18 protein-coding genes and 2 pseudogenes are annotated in these 23,614 nt (G+C 38.9%); 2 read left to right on the top strand and 18 right to left on the bottom strand.

Features of this window, described 5'->3' with window-relative positions:
• Positions 1-10 precede the first annotated feature (10 nt).
• Together gcvPB and gcvPA are read right to left on the bottom strand one after the other, a co-directional pair.
• Positions 11-1,471 carry an aminomethyl-transferring glycine dehydrogenase subunit GcvPB gene (gene gcvPB, locus WYK_RS17075; protein ID WP_040375680.1) on the bottom strand — a complete coding sequence of 487 codons (1,461 nt, stop codon included), beginning with the start codon at positions 1,469-1,471 and terminating at the stop codon, positions 11-13.
• Positions 1,471-2,811, bottom strand: a complete 1,341-nt coding sequence (gcvPA, locus tag WYK_RS17070; protein ID WP_040375699.1) for an aminomethyl-transferring glycine dehydrogenase subunit GcvPA — start codon at positions 2,809-2,811, stop codon at positions 1,471-1,473. The genes gcvPB and gcvPA overlap by 1 nt, the downstream gene beginning before the upstream one ends.
• Positions 2,812-2,982: 171 nt before the next feature.
• Between gcvPA and WYK_RS17065 the strand changes: the two genes are divergently transcribed.
• A complete protein-coding gene (locus WYK_RS17065; RefSeq protein WP_040375679.1) occupies positions 2,983-3,873 on the top strand; it encodes a manganese catalase family protein in 891 nt (296 codons plus the stop codon).
• Between the two features lie 100 nt (positions 3,874-3,973).
• On the opposite strand, the gene WYK_RS17060 is transcribed toward WYK_RS17065, so the two are convergent.
• Positions 3,974-5,311, bottom strand: a complete 1,338-nt coding sequence (locus tag WYK_RS17060; protein WP_040375678.1) for a YheC/YheD family endospore coat-associated protein — start codon at positions 5,309-5,311, stop codon at positions 3,974-3,976.
• 203 nt (positions 5,312-5,514) lie between these two features.
• Between WYK_RS17060 and WYK_RS17055 the strand changes: the two genes are divergently transcribed.
• Complete coding sequence (locus WYK_RS17055) at positions 5,515-6,891, top strand: Mur ligase family protein (protein WP_040375677.1); 1,377 nt, start codon at positions 5,515-5,517, stop codon at positions 6,889-6,891.
• Positions 6,892-6,933: 42 nt separating this feature from the next.
• Here the strand turns inward: WYK_RS17055 and WYK_RS17050 are convergent, their stop codons facing one another.
• From WYK_RS17050 to WYK_RS16975, 15 genes and pseudogenes are all read right to left on the bottom strand, one after another.
• Complete coding sequence (locus WYK_RS17050) at positions 6,934-8,037, bottom strand: YheC/YheD family protein (protein WP_040375676.1); 1,104 nt, start codon at positions 8,035-8,037, stop codon at positions 6,934-6,936.
• A 631-nt stretch (positions 8,038-8,668) separates the two neighbouring features.
• Positions 8,669-9,040, bottom strand: coding sequence for a hypothetical protein (locus tag WYK_RS17045; RefSeq protein WP_040375675.1), 372 nt, complete (start codon positions 9,038-9,040; stop codon positions 8,669-8,671).
• A 275-nt stretch (positions 9,041-9,315) separates the two neighbouring features.
• On the bottom strand, positions 9,316-10,386 hold the full coding sequence (locus tag WYK_RS17040; protein ID WP_040375674.1) for a zinc-dependent alcohol dehydrogenase family protein: 1,071 nt from the start codon (positions 10,384-10,386) through the stop codon (positions 9,316-9,318).
• A 281-nt stretch (positions 10,387-10,667) separates the two neighbouring features.
• On the bottom strand, positions 10,668-11,276 hold the full coding sequence (locus WYK_RS17035; RefSeq protein ID WP_040375698.1) for an AmiS/UreI family transporter: 609 nt from the start codon (positions 11,274-11,276) through the stop codon (positions 10,668-10,670).
• Between the two features lie 141 nt (positions 11,277-11,417).
• Positions 11,418-12,603 (bottom strand): annotated as a pseudogene (locus WYK_RS17030) (NupC/NupG family nucleoside CNT transporter).
• A 61-nt stretch (positions 12,604-12,664) separates the two neighbouring features.
• Positions 12,665-13,063: a cytidine deaminase gene (locus tag WYK_RS17025; RefSeq protein ID WP_040375673.1), complete on the bottom strand. Its 399-nt coding sequence runs from the start codon at positions 13,061-13,063 to the stop codon at positions 12,665-12,667.
• 428 nt (positions 13,064-13,491) lie between these two features.
• A complete protein-coding gene (locus tag WYK_RS17020; protein WP_040375672.1) occupies positions 13,492-14,475 on the bottom strand; it encodes an aldo/keto reductase in 984 nt (327 codons plus the stop codon).
• Between the two features lie 19 nt (positions 14,476-14,494).
• The gene (gene mmsB / locus WYK_RS17015) at positions 14,495-15,658 is read right to left on the bottom strand and encodes a multiple monosaccharide ABC transporter permease (protein WP_040375671.1); all 1,164 of its coding nucleotides are present in this window, start codon (positions 15,656-15,658) and stop codon (positions 14,495-14,497) included.
• On the bottom strand, positions 15,655-17,193 hold the full coding sequence (mmsA, locus tag WYK_RS17010) for a multiple monosaccharide ABC transporter ATP-binding protein (RefSeq protein ID WP_040375670.1): 1,539 nt from the start codon (positions 17,191-17,193) through the stop codon (positions 15,655-15,657). Before mmsA ends, mmsB begins: the two co-directional genes overlap by 4 nt.
• A gap of 77 nt (positions 17,194-17,270) precedes the next feature.
• Positions 17,271-18,350, bottom strand: a complete 1,080-nt coding sequence (gene chvE, locus WYK_RS17005; protein ID WP_040375669.1) for a multiple monosaccharide ABC transporter substrate-binding protein — start codon at positions 18,348-18,350, stop codon at positions 17,271-17,273.
• 220 nt (positions 18,351-18,570) lie between these two features.
• Positions 18,571-19,649, bottom strand: a pseudogene (locus WYK_RS17000) (substrate-binding domain-containing protein).
• A 661-nt stretch (positions 19,650-20,310) separates the two neighbouring features.
• A complete protein-coding gene (locus WYK_RS16990) occupies positions 20,311-20,745 on the bottom strand; it encodes a hypothetical protein (RefSeq protein ID WP_040375667.1) in 435 nt (144 codons plus the stop codon).
• 44 nt (positions 20,746-20,789) lie between these two features.
• Positions 20,790-21,269 (bottom strand): (2Fe-2S)-binding protein, encoded by a 480-nt coding sequence (locus WYK_RS16985; protein ID WP_040375666.1) that lies wholly within the window; start codon positions 21,267-21,269, stop codon positions 20,790-20,792.
• Complete coding sequence (locus WYK_RS16980; RefSeq protein WP_040375665.1) at positions 21,266-22,105, bottom strand: FAD binding domain-containing protein; 840 nt, start codon at positions 22,103-22,105, stop codon at positions 21,266-21,268. Before WYK_RS16980 ends, WYK_RS16985 begins: the two co-directional genes overlap by 4 nt.
• Positions 22,105-23,614, bottom strand: a 1,510-nt coding sequence (locus tag WYK_RS16975) for a xanthine dehydrogenase family protein molybdopterin-binding subunit (protein ID WP_040375664.1), incomplete at its 5' end; no start/stop codon positions are given. The genes WYK_RS16980 and WYK_RS16975, both read right to left, overlap by 1 nt.

Genomic DNA, 23,614 nt, shown 5'->3' with positions numbered 1-23,614 from the left:
TTTTTTCAGCTTACTGTTTTTGAAAACGCAAGACTGGTTTTCTAGCCGCCAGTGTCTCATCTAAGCGTTTAATAACCGTTGTATGCGGTGCTTCTTGAACAATTTCAGGATTGTCTTCCGTTTCTTTAGCAATCTGAATCATCGCATCAATAAACGCATCGAGGGTTTCTTTTGATTCCGTTTCTGTCGGCTCAATCATCATGGCTTCCTCCACATTTAATGGGAAATAGATAGTCGGCGGGTGATAGCCGAAATCCAGCAGTCTCTTAGCGATATCTAGGGTTCGAACGCCAAGCTTTTTCTGGCGTCTGCCGCTTAAGACAAATTCATGCTTACAGTGCCGGTCGTACGGTAAATCATAGTACGCTGATAGCCTGCGCATCATGTAGTTAGCGTTGATGACCGCGTTTTCCGTGACAGCCTTTAAACCATCCGGACCCATAGAACGAATATAGGTATATGCCCTTACATTTATGCCGAAATTCCCATAATACGGTTTAACACGGCCGATTGATTCTGGACGGTCATAATCAAGAAAATATCTTCCCTCTTTTTCTGAAACAATAGGTTTTGGCAGAAAACGGATTAACTCGTTTTTCACGCCCACAGGACCAGATCCAGGTCCTCCGCCGCCGTGCGGGCCAGTAAACGTTTTATGAAGATTTAAATGGACAACATCAAAGCCCATATCTCCTGGTCTTGCTTTAGATAGAACCGCATTAAGATTGGCTCCGTCATAGTAAAGCTTCCCGCCAGCTTGATGGATCACTTCAGCCATTTCAAGAATATTTTCTTCAAAGAGTCCTAGTGTATTTGGATTGGTCAGCATTAATGCAGCTGTGTCATCCCCAACAACTCGTTTCAAGTCATCAATATCGACCAGTCCATGTTCATTCGATTTGACGGTAACTGTTTCAAATCCAGCAACAGTCGCGGAAGCTGGATTCGTACCATGCGCTGAATCTGGGACAATAACCTTCGTACGCTGCATATCCCCATTGCTTTCATGATACGCTCGAATCATCATCAATCCTGTCCACTCGCCATGAGCACCTGCAGCAGGTTGAAGCGTTACTTGATCCATTCCCGTAATTTCGATTAAATGCTCTTGTAAATCGTACATTAGTCCAAGAGCTCCTTGAACAGTGTTTTCATCTTGATAAGGATGGATATGAGCAAAGCCATTGATCCGAGCGACGTTTTCATTAATTTTCGGATTGTATTTCATGGTACAAGAGCCTAGCGGATAAAAGCCTGAGTCCACTCCATGATTCCGTTTTGAAAGAGCGGTATAGTGACGCATAATATCCAGTTCGCTAACCTCAGGCAGCTCTGCAGCTTCCTCACGTATATAATCATCTGGCAGAAGCTCGGTAAGTGCTATTTCTTCAATTTCTATTTCCGGCAGGCTGTAACCGATGCGGCCGGGCGTACTGATTTCAAAGATTAACGCTTGATCTTGGTTATTCATTACATTTCCCCCACTTCTGCTGCAAAGGTGTCTATTTCTTCTTTCGTCCGCAGCTCCGTCACTGCGACTAACATATGATCCGTTAATTCCGGATAAAAACGGCCTAAGTCTAACCCGCCGATCATTCCTTTTTCAAAAAGAGCATCATTACATTGTTTAAACGGCACAGGAAGTTTTATGACGAATTCATTAAATGAAGCACCATCAAAAACGATATCGATTCCCTTTTTTTGTAACGCTTTTTTTGCATAATGAGCCTTTTGGATATTCTGCATGGCCATTTCTTTAACACCATTTTTCCCTAAAGCGGTCATTGCTACAGAGGCAGCCAGGGCATTTAATGCTTGGTTTGAACAAATATTAGAGGTCGCCTTATCACGACGAATATGCTGCTCACGTGCTTGAAGGGTCAAAACAAACCCTCGTTTTCCATTTTCATCAACGGTTTGCCCGACAAGACGCCCAGGTACTTTTCGCAGCAGCTTATTGGTAACGGCAAAATATCCGCAATGCGGTCCGCCAAAGGCTGTTGCTATTCCAAACGGCTGTGCATCACCTGCTACAATATCCGCACCTAGTTTCCCTGGCGGTGTTAACACACCAAGCGCCAGTGGATTGCTCGATACAATCATCATGGCTTTCTGTTCATGTACCACCTGTTCAATTTCCTTAAGGAGTTCAATTCTTCCAAAGAAGTTTGGATATTGGACGATCACTCCAGCCACGTCTTCACTCATCAAATTCTTTAACTCATCGAGGTCTGTGGTCCCATTTGTGTGCGGAATTTCTACGACCTCAACATTTCGTCCCAACGCATAGGCCGCAATCACCTCTCTTGACTCCGGATGCACAGTCGTAGAAACAAGAAGCTTCTGCCTTCTCGTATGACCAACGCTTAGCATAGCTGCTTCCGCAAGCGCTGTCCCACCGTCGTACATGGACGAGTTTGCTACATCCATACCTGTTAATTCACAGATCATACTTTGAAATTCAAAGATTGCTTGCAGCTCCCCCTGAGAGATTTCTGGCTGGTAAGGCGTATATGCTGTATAAAACTCTGAACGGGAAATGACATGATCAACAATAATCGGAGCATAATGATCATACACACCTGCACCTAAAAACGATGTATACTGTATTAAATCAGCATTTTTAGCAGCAAGAGTGCTTAACTCCTTCAATAAAGCGGATTCAGATTTAGCTGGCTTGATCTTATACTCGCCTTTAAAGCGAACCTTTTCGGGAATATCACTAAATAATTCATCTACGGTTGTCACGCCTATTGCAGCCAGCATCTCCGTTTTATCTTGTTCGGTCATCGGTAAATAGCGGTGCTTCATATGTAATAGGATGTTAAACCAGATCATATTGTAGTCAATATGGGTGGATCGCCATTTTTTATTAGAACACAGCAAATTGTTTGGGTTTCGCCAAGTTAAATTAGTCATAGTCATAATTTCCCCTGCATATGTATGGAACTAGTTTCCGGTTACTATTTGGGGAGGGAAGTTATGATTAAGCGTGTTAATCGAATTGCTATAGAATTGCCAATGCCTAAACACGGCGACATGAAAGCGGCCGCAGCCGTTCAGGATTTAATGGGCGGCAAATTCGGAGAAATGTCTACATTGAACAATTATATGTTTCAATCGTTCAATTTTCGTGACAGGAAAAATTTCAAACCCTTCTATGACATCATTGCCAGTATTACAGCAGAAGAATTCGGCCATGTTGAATTAGTAGCCACTGCAATTAATCTACTTTCATATGGAAATACGTTTCCGGGAGATCCAGACATTGCACCACTGCAAAATGGGAAGCATTCCAATTACCCGCTTCATTTTACCGCTACAGCTCAAACAGCATACCCTGGTGATGCGATGGGCAGACCTTGGAACGGGGAATTCGTCAATAATTCTGGAAATCTCGTTTCCGATTTACTTGCCAATTATTTATTAGAAATTGGGGCTCGAACACATAAAATGCGAGTCTATGAAATGACAGACCATCCTGTAGCAAGAGAAATGATTGGTTATCTGTTAGTCCGCGGCGGAACCCATATTATTGCGTATGCCAAAGCACTTGAAGTCGCAACAGGCGTGGAAGTAGGGAAGATGCTGCCCGTACCTGATTTAAGTAACAATAAGTTTGATTATGCAAAGAAGTTTATGGACCAAGGACTCTATAATGTCCTTTATACATGGGGAGAAAAAGAATATTTAGATATGAAGCAAATTTGGAAAGGACCGAATCCTGAAACAGGTGAACAATTAATCGTCATTGATGGTATGCCTAAGGGAGCTCCACCACCGGACTTACCAGCGGTACCAGAGCAATTTGCCCCAGGAATTGATCGAGACGATTATGAACGAATTCTTAAGCGGCTAAAGAGTAATATGTAGAGGAAACGCCTTTTGCAGACTACTGCAAAAGGCGTTTTTTGTTTGAAAGAAGGAAGGGAGAAAAAGCTTGAGGGAAATTCACTCAAGCTTTTTTACCTGATTAAAATCCAGCCAGCTTTTTAGCATACATCATATTTAAATACCTGTGTTTATAAAACTCAGGTGAACGTTTTGCTCGTTTTGCAATATACGGATCTGGATTTTGATTATTAATTTCAATGATGAATAAAGATAAATCTTGATCAATCCCAATATCCACCCCAATATTACCGCAATGATAGCCTTCCGCTTCAATGACAGCTAATACATTTTGGCATAGTTCAGTAATCGTCTGCTTTACTTCAGAGATTTGCTTATTATTTAATTTCCATACCTTTTTCAGTGTCTTATCCGCTAGTTCCGCTCGACCGCCTGCTGTGATATTACTCACAATACTGCCGCTTGCACCATACCTAGCAAAGATGCCGCTGGTTTGCCACTCACCTTGATGGCTCTTAGCCATCATTACTCTAAAATCAATTAAGCTTTGATTATGATGCATGAGCGGAATTGTTGCTTGAATTAAATAGTCACCTGGGTCAATCAGCTTCTGAAAAAATAATAAAAAAGACTTTTCTGTCCGATATAAACGCACCTTAGGTTTACGCTTCATCTTATATCGAATCGTATATCCGGAAGAACTTTTTTCTGCTTGAAAAATATACCTGCCGAGCCGTCCATGGATAGGCTTAATATAGATTGTCTGGTGCTTTTCAATCATTTCTTTAATGGTTTGTGGAGCCACATAGACCTTCGTTTCAGGTAAATGATTTTCATACCTTGGTTTAAGCAGTTTATACATATCCCATTTGGAGAATATGGGGTAATTGAAGACTGCTGATCCTAGCCCTTGTTTAAAATGCAGCATGACCTTTATAAAATCATCCCATTTATCCGTAAGGCTTGCTTCTGTTATAGAAAGAACAGAAGCGGGGTAGGTATACGTTCCTGGAATCCACGCTTTTGTTTCTGGTTCATAAATATACCCTTGGATTTCCTGATTCTTGGTATTCACGCCATCTAAGGCAAACGCTACGATGGTACCGCCAATTCTATGATAATAAGTCAGAAAGCTTGAGAGAGTCGTAACTAATTCGGCTAACAGCTCTCCGGATAAGTCTGCTAAAATTCCTATATACGGCCCAATAATGAGCTTATTTTGTTCAACACGTAAACAATAAGCAGACGTAAGCGGAATTTTCAAATGCTTGAGTACATCCGCAGGCACCAGAAGATGATTTTCTTCAAGCTCTATTGAACGATTCACGTGTACAGAACGAGTTTTTTGTCCATATTCGAGGAGGAGTTCTTGACCACCCGATAACTCAGCAGCTAGTTCAGAATGGTAGGGCAGGATAATCGTATTTTTATCTGATTCAATGGGTAAGATCCGATACATCCGCTTTCCCTCGCTTTTATATATAGTCATCCTATTCGATGGAGGAGACCAATTTCAGTAGTTTCCTGACTAGTATATGTAACTAACGATAAATGGTCTGTGCAGATATGATGCAAAAATGTAAAATGGGTGGTTTTGATGAAACGCTTTTTATCGCTTGGAAATAAGATATTACCAAATGATAAAAAGAGAGTAGGGTACTCATGAAAACGTTGCAAGTTGACCAGGTGCTTCCGGTTTTACAGGGGACTGTGGTATCAGGAGATCCTCATCAGTTAATTAAACATGTTGTCAGCCACCCTCGGCATCAAATAAAAAAACACTCCTTGATTTTCTTTGATTCCAAAAAGCGTTTTACTCTTCCGAAAGATTTAAGTACCTGTACATTAGTATCTTCACATGCCTCAGTTCTGAAGTTTATCGGAAAAGGAGTAACCATCATTAAGGTAGAAGCTGTTATGAAGTCTTATTGGGCATTTATTAAGTATTACCGCAGTCAATTTACAATCCCAGTAATTGGGGTAACAGGCACATCAGGAAAAACGACGACGAAGGAAATGATTGCTTCTATGCTTGGAGACAAAAAGGTCGTGAAAACTCTTCTTAGTCATAATGCGTTAGAGCGGAATCTTCATTATTTAGTACAGTTTGATGAAGATACCGATGCCGCCGTGATGGAAATGGGGGTTGCTGGCCCAAATCAGCTTTGGCATTCCGCCCGGCATTTCAGGCCAACCATTGGGATCATTACCAAGATAAGTACCGATCATATGGAGGACTTTAAAAGTCAAGAAGCGTATTTTAAAGAAAAAATCCAAATGCTTAATGCAGTTGGAGAGCACGGGACCATCATCTTGAACACCGACGACGAATATAGTCAACGCATCCCGCTCAAACAGTTTAAAGGCCGTATTCTTTTCTTTGGAAAAAGCACCCAGGCTCATTTTCGGGCTGGTGAAATAGACTTTAACCACGAAAAACACGGGATGGACTTTATTCTCTTCTACGGGAGACGTAAATTTAATTGTTTTGTTCCAGGGTATGGAACTCATAATGTGTATAATGCCCTTGCAGCCTTTGCAGCGGTCACAGAAGCCGGTGTACCGATTGAAACGGCCATAGAACGCCTAAATGATTTTCGTCATGTCAGAAGTCACTTAGAGTTCCATAAAGGCATACGCAATTGCTTAGTAATTGATGATACCTGGAATACAAATACTACTTCTATTGAGGCAGCTCTTGAAGTACTAAGGGAAACCTCAAATGGAAAACGGACAGTTGCTGTATTAGGTAATGTCGCCGAAATGGGGGAACATACACTAATTGAACATCAGAAAATTGGTGAACTAGTTGTTGCCAATCAGACTGATGTCCTGATCACTGTCGGTAAAAATGCGAATCAAATTGGAGAGAAAGCTGCAGAATTAGGAAAGAACAAATCACAAATTCATCATGCCAGCAGTAAAAAAGAGCTCATGAAGTTATTAATCCGCTATGCTACCGAAGATAGTATCATTTTAATGAAGACATCAATGCGAAGTTCCTATAAGGATGTCATGAAACAGCTGCTTAACCCTTGATTTAACATAAAAAAACTGCCAAAGGGAAAAATGGCAGTTTTTTTATGTTAAATCATACTTAGTAAATAAATAACCGGCATATTCGATCGGTGTCGAAAATATCGGAAGAAAATCTTTGTGTAAAATGGCTCCGTTTTTAATTAGGCCGCCAACATAATCACTGATAAAATTACATTCTACAAAGTACGGTTTCCCTTTCTTGGTAACGCCAATATCGAATCCTAAATCAGCGATATGAGGATAAACTGTGTTCAGGTATTCAGCTATATAAATACCGAACGAAGCAATTTTACTTTCCAGAACTTCATATGGGATAGATGGATTCGTGAATTCAGCGATCTCAGCAAGTCGATACGTCTTGCCGCCATGTGCACCATTTGTTAGATAATCATCACTTCCTGCAACCTTACACATGATGGCAGATACCTGAAAGATACCGTGTTCATCTTTCTGAGCGGCGACTCGCATGTCAAAGGGTTTGTTATAGTATTTAGCAAGCGGAATATATTCCTGAATCAAATACTGCGTTTTTTCCATACGTGAAAAAATAATCTTCGAAGGAGTGTGTTTGAAAAAACGCTTTTTCAGCACTAAACTACCTTTTATTTTATAAGAAAGCACCCATCCATCCCGAGTCTTCTCCAGTTTCATCGCACCTTGGCCGCATTCTCCGTAATTTGGCTTTAAAAACAATTTATCATACGTATTCATCATCATGAGCAACGTTTCTGGCGTTAGCAATTCGGTATGCGGCAGATAAGGACGGAGGGAGGGATCTCGATACAAAATTTCGTGAATGGTGTATTTCTCTACATCATAATTGGGGACATTAAATACTTTAATCCCGCTTTCCTGAAGAGAGCGGATATGTTTTTTAGAGGATGGCAAATAATCTAAAACACGTGTGTATATGACCTTTGGTGAAGGGACGTTCATAAGGAAGTACCCATCATCACCCAATACATAGGCATCAATCGTGTCCTGATTCGGTTTTATTTGAAACAATTTAAAATAGCAGGGAGTGATCCCAATGCGTTTTGCTGTTTGCTCAAAAATAGAAAACATTACAGCGGTATCTTTATCTGGATCAAGCATCCTATCATAATCGTTTTTAGGAATAACGATGCCAAGATAACGTGTATTCACATAAATCGACTCCTTAAAAAATAGACAGTATATGGATAACATATGAATATCAAGAAAAATTGCCAAGGCAAATGGCTAAGCCTAGGAAAATAAAAAGAAGGTAATGAAATCTTGTTTTTGAATCAATAATCGTCATTTACAGACTCATAGGACGTACTAAAAGATAAATCAGGGGTAATTAGTTATAGACTTACTCAAAGCATGCTGAAAGAGCTTTATGCGAATTTTAAAGTATACCTGATTGGCATGATGGCAAAAACAAATCAATACAGAGAATTACTGACAACAAATTCTGATTAACACGGTAACCCAATTAATTGTCAGTAAACAGCTGCATGGAAATGGAAATGAGTAGATAACTGGATTAAGGATTGCTGATAAAAACCAAATGATTACACTTAACGTGTTAAATACAATGGATTTTGTTAAAGCTGCTGAATGACAGTTAACAAAAATAGCTGCCGAGAGTAAATATGTATAAAAACTGATCATCTCATAGAATTTTTTATTTCGTCTCAATATTAAGAGTATTCTTGTGATATGAGATATTATAGAGATAAAAAAATTAACTTCCTATAATATATATTATGTTCGGGGCGTTGTAAGAAATAGAATAAATGAAGTAATCCTCCTACTCTATTCTGTGTTTATAGCTGCTATTTTTACTTTTTTCAATATCAATGTAATTAACACTGTATTCGATGACATCATTGATGAATAAATGATGGCTCTTCGCGAATTCTTTCAAATTCACTAATAGTTCTTGATCATACGTTGTTTTAAATTGAACACGATCCTTCGGACGCAGTTCTTTATTATACGTGATTACACCTTGTGATAAAACATGCTGTAAGCCCGTTTCTAGTAAGTAGTTTACATGCGTATCATGTGTTTGAGCCAGCGTTTCTAATTCCTCTAATATAGCTTTGCTAATATTCGTTCTAAATTTCACTCTGGATGTATCTGTTGTTTGGGTTAAATGTCCATTCACTATTTTCCACATTGTATTTGCTCCTCACAGTTAGATTTCTTTAACTGCTTTATTATATATGACAAATTTGAGCATAGAAAGAATTAATCCTCTTATTAGGAAGATAAAATAATTTGACTGGTCATTAATCTCGCTATATTATGGATAATTAACTATATTGATATATTTAATTTAAGCTAATATGCTAAAAATCACGGGTTTAGACTAAAAAAATAGTATATTTGAATACTTATCAGAACCTTAGAATAAGCAAAGTATCCACCCTTTGCTTATTCTAAGCCTTCCTATTAAACGGTCGCTTTAACTTCCCATTTATCGACGACAGTCACGCCAAGGTTTTGAAATTTATCCATTTCATTGAATACTTTTGGTACTTCATCAAGCGAGATGGTTTTGGTAACTAATGAACCTGGTTTCAATTTACCTGACTCTACCATCCCCAGCATGCTCGGATATCGTGAAGGCTGCATGCCGAGAGAACCAATTAACTGTATTTCAGACTGAACAATGAAATCAATTGGGAGTGGAATCATTCCTTCTTCCTCACGAGATGTTAAACCAATTTGCAAGTGACGTCCTCTTTTACGCAACCCGCTGATTGCTGCCTGACAAGTCTGTGTGATGCCTAAAGCATCTACGGAAACATGGGCTCCTCCCTTTGTTATTTCACGTATAGCTTCTGTTGTATGACCGTCTTTGGCATTAATAGCTGCAACTGCACCTAACTGTTTAGCAAGGTTTAGCTTGTCCTCACCAATATCGACTGCAATAACATTGGCTCCTAAGGCGCTGGCAATCTGGATTGCAGATAGTCCTACTCCACCGCAGCCATGTACCGTTACCCATTCCCCTCCAGTAACCTTAGCTTGATCTGTTATCCCGTGAAAAGCTGTCATAAAACGACATCCCATGCCAGCCGCCTCCACAAAGCTAATCGAATCGGGTAACTTTACTAAGTTGATATCTGCACTAGGAACAGCCGTGTACCTGCCGTAACCGCCCCAAGTCGAGAAACCAAGCAGCTGGATATTTTCGCAGATATTATGGTGGCCGCTTTGACAATAAGGACAAGTTCCGTCCCCTATGGTAAATGGAGCGATTACTCGATCTCCTTTTTTAAAATTCTTAACATCTTTCCCTGCTTCTTCAATGATTCCTGAAAATTCATGACCTAAAATATGCGGTAGTGGGAGCTTTATGCCGATCCAATCCCAATCTCCTTGCCATGCATGCCAATCACTCCTGCAAACCCCATTTGCTTCGACCTTTATAACCACACCATCGTCTGCACATTCTGGATCGGGCATGTTCCTGATGACTAGCGGCTTTTTCAGTTCTTCCATCACTAAGGCTCTCATACTATACCTCCTCAATTAGTAAGCGCTTACATATATGCTTGACCAAGTAGTTATTAAAATAGTACTATCCCTTCTTATCCCTAGTCAATGCAGCAAACTATCCTGTGGGCTGTCGAAAATCGTACACTTATGTCTCATCCTATTCCTAAGCTTCCGTTTATTATTGATTAAACACCTATAGCACCTATGATCATTCCGGCTTGAATGAAGCTAACTATGTCGAAAAAAATAGATAAACAAAAAAGGCTGATAAACATGAATCCCCATTTATCAGCCTTTTATTATTTAGAAGCCAGTTGTTTTTCACTGCCTTTGTTTATATTTAAGAATAGGAAGTAAAGAATGGTCGCAATTGCGAGCGCATACCAGATAAACTGTGCTGCTGGCTCTTTAGAAATTCCGGTCATAGTAAACATAGATGGAATGGTTAACGTCACCCATGAAAGAACAATTGCAACTCTGCCTGTATAGGCGTCAATTTCTTTCCCGCATGACATAGATAAATAGAACAGGAACCATAAGTAAGCCCAAAATGCCCATGTTATAGCGTTAGCAATGTCACCAAATTGAATGATCGATACCAATGTGTAAACAACGGATATGATTGATACCCATAATGAAAAATAACCTAGTCCATTGCCATTAAGATCTTTTATAATGGTTACAGCTAAAAACAGATAGGTTAATCCGAATAAGAAGATACTGGAATAATTGTAAAGTGTCCAGTTCGTTTGGTCTGACACAAATACCAAGTATAAAGGAGAAATCGTTTGAATCGCACCTACGAATAAATTAAAGTAGGCAATACTTTTTCCGTCTGCTTTACCAATCAGAAATAGTCCGTTTAAAAACAACACCGCTCCTGATAAAAATAATCCTATTGTACCCATATAGTGCTTTGTGAAAAGAATACTTTTCACAAATACCCCCTTTTATGATGAATTTTCTAGATGAATAAAAAAAGAAAAAGCACTCTCCTTCTATTCGAAAGAGAGATGCTCTTATTATCTACTAAAGTTTGTCAATTATTATTATTTGATAATAAGACTAACGATAATAGATGTTAGTATACTTACCAAGGTTGCACCGTAAAGAAGTTTAATACCAAAGCGTGCTACTACATTCCCTTGCTTTTCATGCAAGCCTTTTACTGCACCGGAAATGATTCCGATTGAAGAGAAGTTTGCAAATGAGACAAGGAACACAGAGATGATACCAACTGATTTTGAACTTAATTCAGAAGCTGCCTTCGTTAAGTCTAGCATAGCAACAAATTCGTTGGTTACTAGTTTCGTTGCCATGATGCCCCCCGCTTTAACTGCTTCCGCTGCTGGAATACCCATCAACATGGCAAAAGGAGAGAAGATATATCCAAGAATTTCTTGGAAACTGATTCCAAAGATCATATCGAACAAACTATTGATTCCTGCCATTAAGGCTACAAAACCAATTAGCATCGCAGCAACAATAACCGCTACCTTGAAGCCATCCATAATATATTCACCAATCATTTCAAAGAACGACTGTTTCTCATCTTCTTGAACAACTAAGATGTCTTCTTCCTCGGAAACGGTATACGGATTGATAATTGAAGAGATAATGAAACCACCAAACAGGTTGATAACAATGGCTGTAACCACATATTTGGGTTCAATCATGGTCATGTATGCACCAACGATTGACATAGAAACCGTTGACATAGCAGAAGCACACAAGGTATAAAGACGTTGTTCTGAAAGTTGACCGAGTTGTTTTTTCTACAGTGATAAAGACTTCAGATTGTCCGACCATAGCGGATGCTACCGCATTATAGGATTCAAGTTTACCCATACCATTAACTTTACTAAGAGCAAATCCAATCCATTTCATAATGAACGGAAGAATTTTTAGATATTGGAAAATACCTATTAATACTGAAATAAATACGATAGGAAGTAGAACGGTTAGGAAGAATGGAGCCTCTCCCCCGTTGGCCATACCGCCAAACACAAAGTTGATACCTACTGCTGCATACTCTAAAAGCTTACCGAAGACACCTGCAAATGCCTTAATGACCACATAACCAAACTTCGTATTCAATAACAAGAAAGCTAAAATAATCTGGATAATAACCATAATAATAATTGGTTTCATTTTAATCTTTTTACGGTCGCTGCTAGCAAGAAAAGCAAGTCCAAAAACGACAATTAGTCCGAAAATCGCTAGTAAATAACTCATGAAGTACCCCCGGTGTATAATTATTAGTTCCTACCTATTACTTAAATAGTCAATATCGATATTAAGCTTCCATGTCTGAGGCTGAGAAAGATCCAGGTAGTACTTCTTGGATCGTCGTTTCTACTGTGTCACCTTTTAAATTTGTCAAATAGATTTTTGTATCGTTATCGCTGAATTCAGCAATTACTTGTCGACAAGCTCCACATGGTGAAACAGGTCCTTCTGTGTCTGCAACAATTGCAATGGCTTTAATTTTTCTTGTTCCTTCTGAAACGGCTTTAAAAATGGCCGTCCGCTCAGCACAATTTGTTAAACCGTATGAAGCGTTTTCAATGTTTGAACCCTGATACACACGTCCGTCCTCTGTCAGCACAGCCGCTCCAACTTTGAACTTAGAGTATGGTGTATATGCTTGTGTACGAGCCGTAATTGCTTCATTAATTAACAATTGTTTATCCATAATAACTCCCCATTCTTTAACAGTTTTTCAAAACAACAGGAAACGCTTTCACGCAATATAAAAAAAATAAATATTTATCATGGGGGTTCAAGATGTCTGACCTCTAACCTCCAACATCTATATAGTACAATAGATGATCAGGAAAAGTAAACAAAGAATATTATTAAGAAATAATTCCCATATATGATTTTGATTAAAGAACGTTGATTTAACAGCCTTTTAAGCGTTTTTTATCATTATTATTCACAAAATGTCTATATTTTTTCTATACCAATAGTATGATATATTCATATTTTTTCAGGTTTTTTATATGAAAAAGGAACATACTTTTTTCATATTTCCTGCTCGAAAAGAGAAAAAGAAAAAAACTACTTTTTCCAGTTCATCTGAACAAGAAAAAGTAGTTCCTTTAATCGATCGTATTTGACTTAATAAGCTCCCCGAATATAACGTTTCACACTACTTTCATAGAAGCTTCGTATCCGTTGTAATTCTTTTTCAGTAAATGGCTTCGTATGAATAGCTTGTAGATTTTGTTCAACTTGCTTTGCGTTTTTAAACCCTGGAATGGCACACGTTATTGCATCTTGGTCAAGAATCCAGCGCAAGGCAGCACTGCTTAAAGACTCACGCCCCTCCGCTATCCAGGAAAGTTCCTCAGTAAGCGCTACTCCTTTCGCAAACTCAAGTCCTGCAAAAGTTTCTCCTACATTAAACTGCTCGCCATTTGCATTAAACTGACGATGATCATCGTTAGCAAATTGCGTTTCCGTTGTAAATTTACCTGTTAGCAGACCACTCGCAAGCGGCACACGAGCTAACAGACCGACTCCTTGTTCTTTAGCTGCTGGAAGAAGTTCCTCAAGCGCTTTTTGACGAAAAACATTGAAGATCACTTGTAAAGCTTTTACTCCTGGATTAGTCAGGCAAAAGAGTCCTTCTTCGACCGTCTCTACACTTACACCATAATGACGGATCTTCCCTTCTTGCTTTAATTTGTCCAGTACATCAAATACATTCGTATTTTTTAAGATTTCTAGTGGAGGACAGTGAATTTGATACAAATCAATCCGCTCACGGCCCAGTCGCTTTAAACTATCTTCACAATATGCACGGACTGCCTCTTCCGAATACGTTAGAGGGTCAGATATATCTCCAGCTCTACAGAACTTTGAAGCAATATAGATTTGATCTTCTTTGCCTTTAGTTGCTTCTCGAAGTAATTCTTCACTACGGCCATTTCCATATACATCTGCCGTATCAAAGAAATTCACCCCAAGCTCCATTGCACGATGTAAACCTAACAGCGCATCCTCTGTCGTAGACTGCCCCCAATCGCCGCCTATACCCCATGTTCCAAAACTAATCTCACTTAATTCTAATTCTGTGTTTCCTAGTCTTCGAAATTTCAAAGAGAAATCACTCCTTTAGTTAAGATGATTTATTTTTATTGTATACGTCGAAGCCAACAGCTATTAAGAGAACCAACCCTTTAATTGTTTGTTGATAATCGACACCTAATCCGATGAGAGACATCCCATTATTAAGGACACCCATAACCAATCCACCGACTACCGCTCCAATAACAGTTCCTATCCCTCCATATGCAGAAGCTCCGCCGATAAATACAGCTGCTATCGCGTCTAACTCAAAAGAGTTTCCTGCTTTTGGAGTAGCCGCATTCAATCGAGCTGCAAATAACAAGCCAGATAGTGCAGCAAGAACACCCATATTCACAAATACCCAAAACGTCAGCCATTTTGTTTTAATCCCAGATAGCTTAGCCGCTTTCTCATTACCTCCTAGGGCATATAAATGACGACCAGCTATCGTTCTATTCGTAATGAATGAGTAAACAACAATTAAGACAACTAAAATGACAAGGATATTAGGAATTCCTTCATATGAAGCTAGGAAATAAGCAAATACATTCATCACGCCTACAATGAAAATTAGTTTTAAGGCGAATAACCACATTGGCAAGATGTCAAAGTTATACGAAGCCTGTTGTTTCCTTTTTCTTACTTCCCCCCAGATTAAGATGAGTGAAATAACAATTCCCACAATCATCGTTAATAGATCCAAATCACCCGACTTATTAAGCCCTGGTATAAATCCTGAACTCATTTGACGAAATGACGCTGGGAATGGTGCAATCGATTGTCCATCTAAGACAAGCATGGTAAGGCCGCGGAAAACCAGCATTCCAGCTAACGTAACAATGAACGCCGGTACTCGTAAAAACGCCACCCAAAAACCTTGCCACGCACCAATTAATGCACCGATAATCAGACAAAGCACAACAGACAGCCATACAGGTAAATTCATTTCTACCATAAAGATTGCTGACATCGCTCCTACAAACGCGACAACTGAGCCTACTGAAAGATCAATATGCCCGAGGATAATTACGAGAAGCATACCAATCGCTAGAACAAGAATATAGCTGTTTTGAAGAATTAAGTTCGTTATATTAATCGGTTTTAATAGAACACCTTCTGTTAAAATTTGAAAAAGAATCATAATTAGGACTAATGCGAGTACCATACCATACTGTCGTAAATTATTTTTGAACAAACTAGCAAGCGTCTTCATTGCTGCTCCACCCCAGTTCTAGTCATATATTTCATTATTTTTTCTTGTGTAGCATCTTCTCTAGTGAATTCAGCGGTAAATTTGCCTTCTCTCATTACGTAAATACGATCAGATATCCCTAGTATTTCAGGTAACTCTGACGAAATGATAAGGACGCCCTTGCCTTGGTCAGCTAATGTATTAATAATAGAATAGATTTCATACTTAGCACCGACATCAATACCGCGCGTCGGCTCATCTAGGATAAGAATATCCGGTTCAGTAAACATCCACTTGCTCAAAATCACTTTTTGTTGATTTCCCCCGCTTAGGTTCATTGTTTTCTGCAGAATGCTTGGACTTTTTATATTCATTTGTTTTCGGTACTTTTCTGCCTCTATCACTTCTTGATGACCATTGACAACCGTTTTCTTTGCAACCTTTTTCAAATTAGCTAAGGTAATATTCGTCTTGATATCTTCTTCTAAAACCAGACCGTACTGTTTGCGATCTTCTGTCACATAAGCAATTCCGTTGTTGATTGCTTGGGTTATGTCTGTAAGTTTCAGTTCTTTTCCATCTTTAAACAGCTGTCCGGTAATTTTCTTACCGTAGGCTTTCCCAAAAATACTCATGGCAAGCTCGGTTCGTCCGGCTCCCATTAATCCAGCTATTCCTACAATCTCACCGCTGCGGATAGAAAAGCTGACGTCTTCCACAATGTTTCTGTCCGGATTAGCCGGATCTTGAACTTCCCAATTCCGAACTTCAAAAATCGTTTCTCCAATATTAGGCGTATGATCAGGATAACGATTCGTTAAGTCCCGGCCAACCATTCCTTTAATAATACGGTCCTCTGTAACAAGATCTTTCTTCATATCAAGTGTTTCTATTGATTTCCCGTCACGTAGTATGGTAATCGAATCTGCAACCCTAGCAATCTCATTTAGCTTGTGAGAAATAATGATAGAGGTCATCCCTTGTTTTTTGAATTCAAGGAGTAAGTTAAGCAGATTTTCACTATCGTCCTCATTTAATGCTGCTGTTGGTTCATCAAGTATTAATAATTTCACTTTTTTAGAAAGTGCTTTTGCTATTTCGACCAGTTGCTGCTTACCAACACCTAACTGGTTAATGGGCGTGTTTGGTGATTCTTTTAACCCAACAACATTTAATAAATCCTTTGTCTTAGCAATGGTTGCATTAAAATTAATGATTCCATTTTTTGCTTGCTCGTTACCAAGAAAGATATTTTCTGCAATTGATAAAAAAGGAATAAGAGCTAGTTCTTGATGTATAATGACGATTCCTAGGTTTTCACTTTGTTTTATATCTTTAAATTCACAGACTTCATTTGAAAATAGAATATCTCCTGTATAACTACCATGCGGGTACACACCGCTTAGTACTTTCATTAAGGTTGATTTCCCTGCACCATTTTCTCCACATAATGCATGAATTTCCCCTTCTTTAATTTGTAAATTCACGTCATTTAACGCTTTAACGCCCGGAAATGTTTTAGTAATATTTTTCATTTCCAATAGTACTGATGACAATGACTTCACCCCGCCTCATATTTTTGGACACTGCCTGACGGGAAAGCGATGCGCCGGCAGTATCCATATATGTTAGATTATTGACCTAGTTGTTCTTTTGTATAATATCCACCGTCGATTAGTATTTCTTCATAGTTTTCTTTATCAACAACGACAGGATCTAATAGATAAGCTGGAACCACTAATTTACCATTATCATACGTTTTTTCATCGTTAACTTCCGCTTCTTTACCTTTAAGAACGGCATCAGCCATTGCTACTGCTTGTTTAGCCAAAGCTCTCGTATCTTTATAAATGGTTTGAGTTTGCTCACCAGCAATGATTGATTTGACAGAGGCAAGCTCAGCGTCTTGTCCTGTAATAATCGGCAGGGGTTTACTAGTTGAACCATAGCCTACACCTTTTAATGAAGAAATAATGCCAATGCTGATCCCATCAAAAGGAGATAAAACTGCATCTACGCGCTCAGAGGAATATTTAGAACTTAATAGATTATCCATTCTTGATTGAGCAGTTGCTCCGTCCCAACGTAATGTAGCTACTTGCTTCATATCCGTTTGTCCGCTTTGTACAACTAATTTCTTGGAATCAATATACGGCTGCAAGATTGACATAGCACCATCAAAGAAGAAGTACGCATTGTTATCATCAGGAGATCCGCCGAATAATTCAATATTGAAAGGTCCTTTTCCATCTTCAAGACCAAGCTTGTCAACAATATATTGCCCTTGTAAAACACCAACTTTAAAGTTATCAAACGTTGCATAGTAGCTGATATTATCTGTTCCCTTAATAAGTCGGTCATAAGAAATAACTTTGATATCCTCATCTCCGGCTTTCTTTAAAACGTCTGTTAATGATTCTCCATCAATAGGTGCTACAACTAAAATATCAACACCCTTAGTGATCATATTCTCAATTTGAGAAACTTGGTTCTCGATAACATCTTCCCCATATTGCAGATCAGTTTTATAGCCTAACTTTTCAAATTCTTTTTTCATATTTTTCCCGTCACCGACCCAGCGTTCTGATGATTTGGTAGGCATAGAGATTCCTACGTAACCGCTTTCTTTTCCGCCGGATTTTTCATCACTGCCACAAGCGGCTAGCGTGAAAATCATGACAAGCATAAATAACGAGGCTAGTAATTTCTTCATAAATTTTTTCTCTCCCTTAGAATTAGTTATCACTACCATCTATCTTTAACGTTATGTTAATAGAAAGAAAATAGAGATAGTTCTGAAATGTATTCGCTTCCATTTTTATCATACTACTTATTAGTACAAGTAATCTACTAAAATTTTACTTGTGCGGACAATTTTTTCCTTTTTATTGATTATATGAAAAAAACCTCCATTATAGAAGGAGGTTTACCACTTAGCACATATATTTTTTTGTAGACTTTCGAATGACTAATTCTGGTTTATAGAGAATACTAGGATCCTTGATTTGATCTTTGCATTCAATTAACTGAATAATCGTTTCAGCAGCTTGACGTCCCATTTCAAATTGAGGATGCTTCACTGATGTAAGCTTCACTTCCGAAGCAGTAGCTAGATTAGAGTCATCAAATCCTACTACCGATAAATCCTCCGGTACATTCATCCCCATTTCTCGAATTATATCGAGCATTCTTAAGGCAATTTCATCGTTGTAACAAAATAAACCAGTAGGACGAACTTCCGCTTTCATAAGAGATTTAAAAAGGTCTGCTGCTTTTGTGATTTTTCTTTCGTTGTATAGGGAACGATCATTTCCGGTAAGATCGGCACTTGATAGGTGCGGTGAGCACGGATAAACCCTTGCATCCTCCTGACACCTTGTAGATCATCCGTTTTAAATAAACCGGCAATTCTTGTATGTCCAAGCTTCAGTAAATGTTCTACGGCTAGATAACCGCCTAACTCATCGTCAAGTGTTAAGCTATAAGGATTCAATTCTGGATAATACGCGTTCAGCATAAGATAGGGAGTTTTTCTTCTTTCAAGATTCAGGTAATACGTTAAATTAGGATTATAATAATTACTTTTTGTAGGCTCCACAATCAGACCCGATATATGGCTGCCTAGGATTTTTTCTAAACAAATTCTCTCTTTGGTGACATCGTTATTAGTACTATAAAGCTGTAAATTGTATCCCATACTACTTAAATACGATTCCGCTCCATTAATAATCTGCGGGAAGATATAATTTGATATGTACGTCGTCACGAGAGCAATTGTTTTTTCAGTAGAATGACTGACAGCTTCCCGATCTGCACAATACGTTCCTGAACCTTGCTCTGTGTATAACCAGCCTTCATTGACAAGATCATTGATCGCTTTTCTTACCGTATGCCTGCTTACACCAAAATGGACGGTTAATTCTGATTCCGAGTTAATCCGCTGATGAGGCAGATATTTCCCATTTAAGATAAACGATTTGATAGCCTGCTTTACTTGTTCGTATTTTTTCATACTAGGGTAACAGCCTCCAACCCAAAACTAACTCTAAGCCATGGATTATTTATATTCATTTGTACGTATAACTAGGAAAAGGTTTTAGCTAATTGAAAGAGATACTAGTACCTAGAATAATCTATATTTTCAGCTTTTTCAAATGAAGATTGTGAAACCTTTTTTTAAATACGACTAAAATTAAGGTAAAACTCTTGTGTGAAGATTCTATTTTCTACTTAAAAACTGGAACAAAGGGTGGTAAGGTTTTTTACTTTTTAGAAATTCATAATAGTATATACAGATAATTTTCGTGGACTTATTTTGAGTCTGTACTGGCCTTCTACAAAGATTTATAGCTTCTTTATTCCCTTAAAATACGTTCGTCTGAAAACACTTTACTAGCAATCGTTCACCTTCATAGATAATGTCTATCCTTATAAAATAAAACAAAGCCGCTTATCATTTTGGAAAGGCGGCTTTGTTTTATGCATTTTCTCTATGACTATTGATATGACGCTATTTAGATATACAGAATGGTTAGACATGGTCTTATTATGATTATTGGTCTGATGATTTTTGTTGAGTAAAAAAAAGATGAAGATAACAATTGGGAGTGCTAACAGAAAAGGACTGTACTTAGACCCCTTCACTGTGGGGATATCTGTTAACGACATTTTGCTCAGTCCCCCCTTAACTTAGTCATTAATTCAGATGGAACCTGAAAATGGTTATTAACAATTGTATGAAAAAAGGTATGCTCTTCAATGGGCAAAGCTGGAAGTACTTTAGGATAACCAAAGATAGGTCCGGAAACATTAATGGCAAATTCACTGGATGAAACAAAGGATCCTGTCACATTTATTTCATCTATGATTATTAAAACTGCAACAATAATATCCAAAATATCTATAAACACTGTTACTGCTTTTGAGCCGTTTATACCCTCTAAACGTTTACCTCCAAAAAGTGGTCCGCCTGTCGATAAACTAAACCTATTGGGCCTTACGAACACACCGATGATTGTGATTTGTCCCGTTAATAAGAGGATTGCTGCAGTATAATCTAGACTGCGCTGCAGCGAGTGAACTACTGTTAAATCGTTACCATTCACCATCACCACACCCCATATAGGCAGTTTATTCAGGGCAACAAAAAATGTCACTCTAAAGGCAAGGAATTGATTACAGAACGTAGAGCGTTTTCAATTTCTTGATAGCCAGTACAACGACAAATATTTGAAGAAAGCCAGGTGGTTATTTTTTCATTTGTAGGATGGTGATCAGTAAGTAGCAGAGCGTGGCAAATTAAGATAAATCCAGGAGTGCAATACCCACATTGGAAAGCAAATTGCTCAACAAATGCTCTTTGAATCGGAGTATCCTTCAGGCCTTCAATGGTCAGGATTTCTGTATCAAATGCCTCTACCGCTAATAGCATACACGATTTCATTGGTCGTTTATCAATAATGACCGTGCAAGCTCCGCAGTCCCCATTTAAACAGCCAGGTTTTGCTCCGGTAAGCCCGAGTTTGTCTCGCAGTACAGACAGCAATGTATCAGAGGCAAGGATTTCTTTTTCGTACATTTCGCTGTTTATATTAAGAGTAATCTTCAATCGATTTGCAGAATAACTATTCATTTTTCTTCACCACCTAAAACGGAGAAAATGTTGGTAAGTGTGGTTTCTAAAACAAACATTCGATAGCCGCTCGAGCCCTCAGTATCATTTAGGATTGGCTTTGGTAAATACTGAAAAGAGGTTGAAATACGGTCTTTATAGGATAAATCTTGGTTATTCAGTATGGTTTCTATTTGTTTTGAGCGGAATGGATATGGGCAGAGGCCGCTGAATGCAAATCTAATTTCTTCATCTTTTTTTAAAGCAGCCACCGTTATCAATGGATATCCGGTATCCCACTGTTTTCGTTTTTTCACACTAAGATGGGGTGCCATGAGAAATTTTTCTTCTGTTGCAATCTGAACGAGAAATTCTCCTTCTTCTAGTTGTAATGTACAATAAAAGATCTCATTAATCGCTGCCTTCCTAATTCCATTAGGTCCTGCTATCGTCACATAGCTATCTGTTAATAAAAAGGGAAGTACCGCTTCTCGATAAAAAATTTGTCCGCATATGTTTCCACCAAGGGTAATTTTATTTCTAGATGTATAATCAGCTATTTCTTTGGAAGTAAGGGTTAACAACGGAAATAGACGATTTTCTTCAAAGGTATTCAAGCTTAAAGCTGAACCAATGATCAGCTGATGATTATGAAGCGTATATTCCATGCACTCTGGAATCCCTTTTAAATCGATGACGGCTCCAGTTTTGACAAGATTCAGTCTGCCGAGAGTGATAATTTCCGTACCCCCGCTATAATATATTGGCTTTTTTTCTTCTGCCTTTAATGTTTGGTAAAGACCAACTGCCTCATCTATCGATTTTGGTTGATAATAATCAAAATTATAGGATAACATCAGCGTATTCTCCCGTTCTTCCTCACCCAAATCTGTTCAGGAAGTAATGGCAGCTGATTTAACGAGGTTCCAGCGGCCAGTGATAAACTGTTTCCCAGTGCAGCCGGCATTCCAAGGAGTCCATGTTCACCGAGGCCCCTTGCACCATATGGAGCATCTACTTGCGGCGTTTCGATGAAGTCACAAATATACTCAGGATTTTCTCCATACCTTAAGGGTCTATAGGTTCGAAGCTGATGATTCAGCACCCGGCCCAGATAATCAAAATAGAATGTCTCACGCCCAGCAAAAGCAAGCCCCATACTCATCGCACCCATGATTTGTCCTTCTGCTGCTTTTTGGTTTAAAACCTGTCCTGCATCAATGACGGAGATAGCTTTTAAAATTCTATAGGTATAATCATACCTGTCATATTCGATTTCCACGCCTTGTGCACCAACGGTCCATTCAGGTCCTGGTCTGCCAGCACCGCTTTCAGGATCAAGAGTTGTCATATGACGAAGCATGTAATGACCTTTGCCAATGATTTGTCCGCCAATTGAATTTCCGTCAGGAAATGTATACCCATATGCTAGCTGCTGATAGGTAAAGCCCATTGCTGGATCGTCCCGTAAATAGATCCTTTCTTGATCAACTTCCATGTCTTCGACAGGTGCTCTTAACACATTAGCGGCAAGACTCTTTAGTTGCATAAGCGCGTCGTCAGCAGCCTGAATAACGGCCCTGCCCGCCATAAATGTTCCTCGGCTCGCTACTGTTTTCCAGTGTTCTGGAGTACTTTGTGTGTTTACCTCCATTTGAACGTTTACTCGATTGATGTCCATCTTCAATTTGTCAGCAGCTATTTGGGCTAGTATCGTTTTAGTTCCCGTACCAATCTCAACAACTCCCGAGATTAGGTTGACACTTCCATCATAATTAAAGGTTAATAAGACTCCGGAACTGGCATTTGTATCGATGGTGGATGTTTTCCATACACACGCAATCCCTTTAGCAATCAGTTTCCTGCCGTTTACTTTAATTAACTGTCCTTTTTCCCATTGCATATGCTTCTTTAGCTGACTGATGCACGCAGGCAGGTTGCCTACTGTACTGGAATTCAACTTCACTTGGGTAGGTGTCGTGTGCCCAGGGAGAATGGCATTGATTCTCCGAAATTCCATAGGATCCATTTCGATCTTTTTAGCAAGTGAATCCATTGTTCTCTCAAAAGCAAATAACACCTCAGAATGGGCAAAGCCTCGATAAGGGGTCGCATAGGGATGATTGGTATACATACAGAGAGAATCACACCAAATATGATTAATCTTGTAAGGACCGGTGCAATCAACCGCACCTGCTCGACTAAGATCGGAAGCCTTATCAGCATAAGCCCCTCCATCCCATAGATAGGTTAGTTCAGCAACCGTAAGCAATCCGGTTTTTGTACAGCCTAATTTAACCGAAGCTTCCAGTCCGATATGAGATGGAGAGGTAATCATATCTTCTTCCCGGCTATTTTCAACCTTT

The sequence above is a fragment of the Peribacillus psychrosaccharolyticus ATCC 23296 genome, from assembly GCF_000305495.1.
GTDB classification, from domain to species: Bacteria; Bacillota; Bacilli; order Bacillales; family DSM-1321; genus Peribacillus; species Peribacillus psychrosaccharolyticus.
This window is presented reverse-complemented; position numbering and strand designations above follow the sequence as displayed.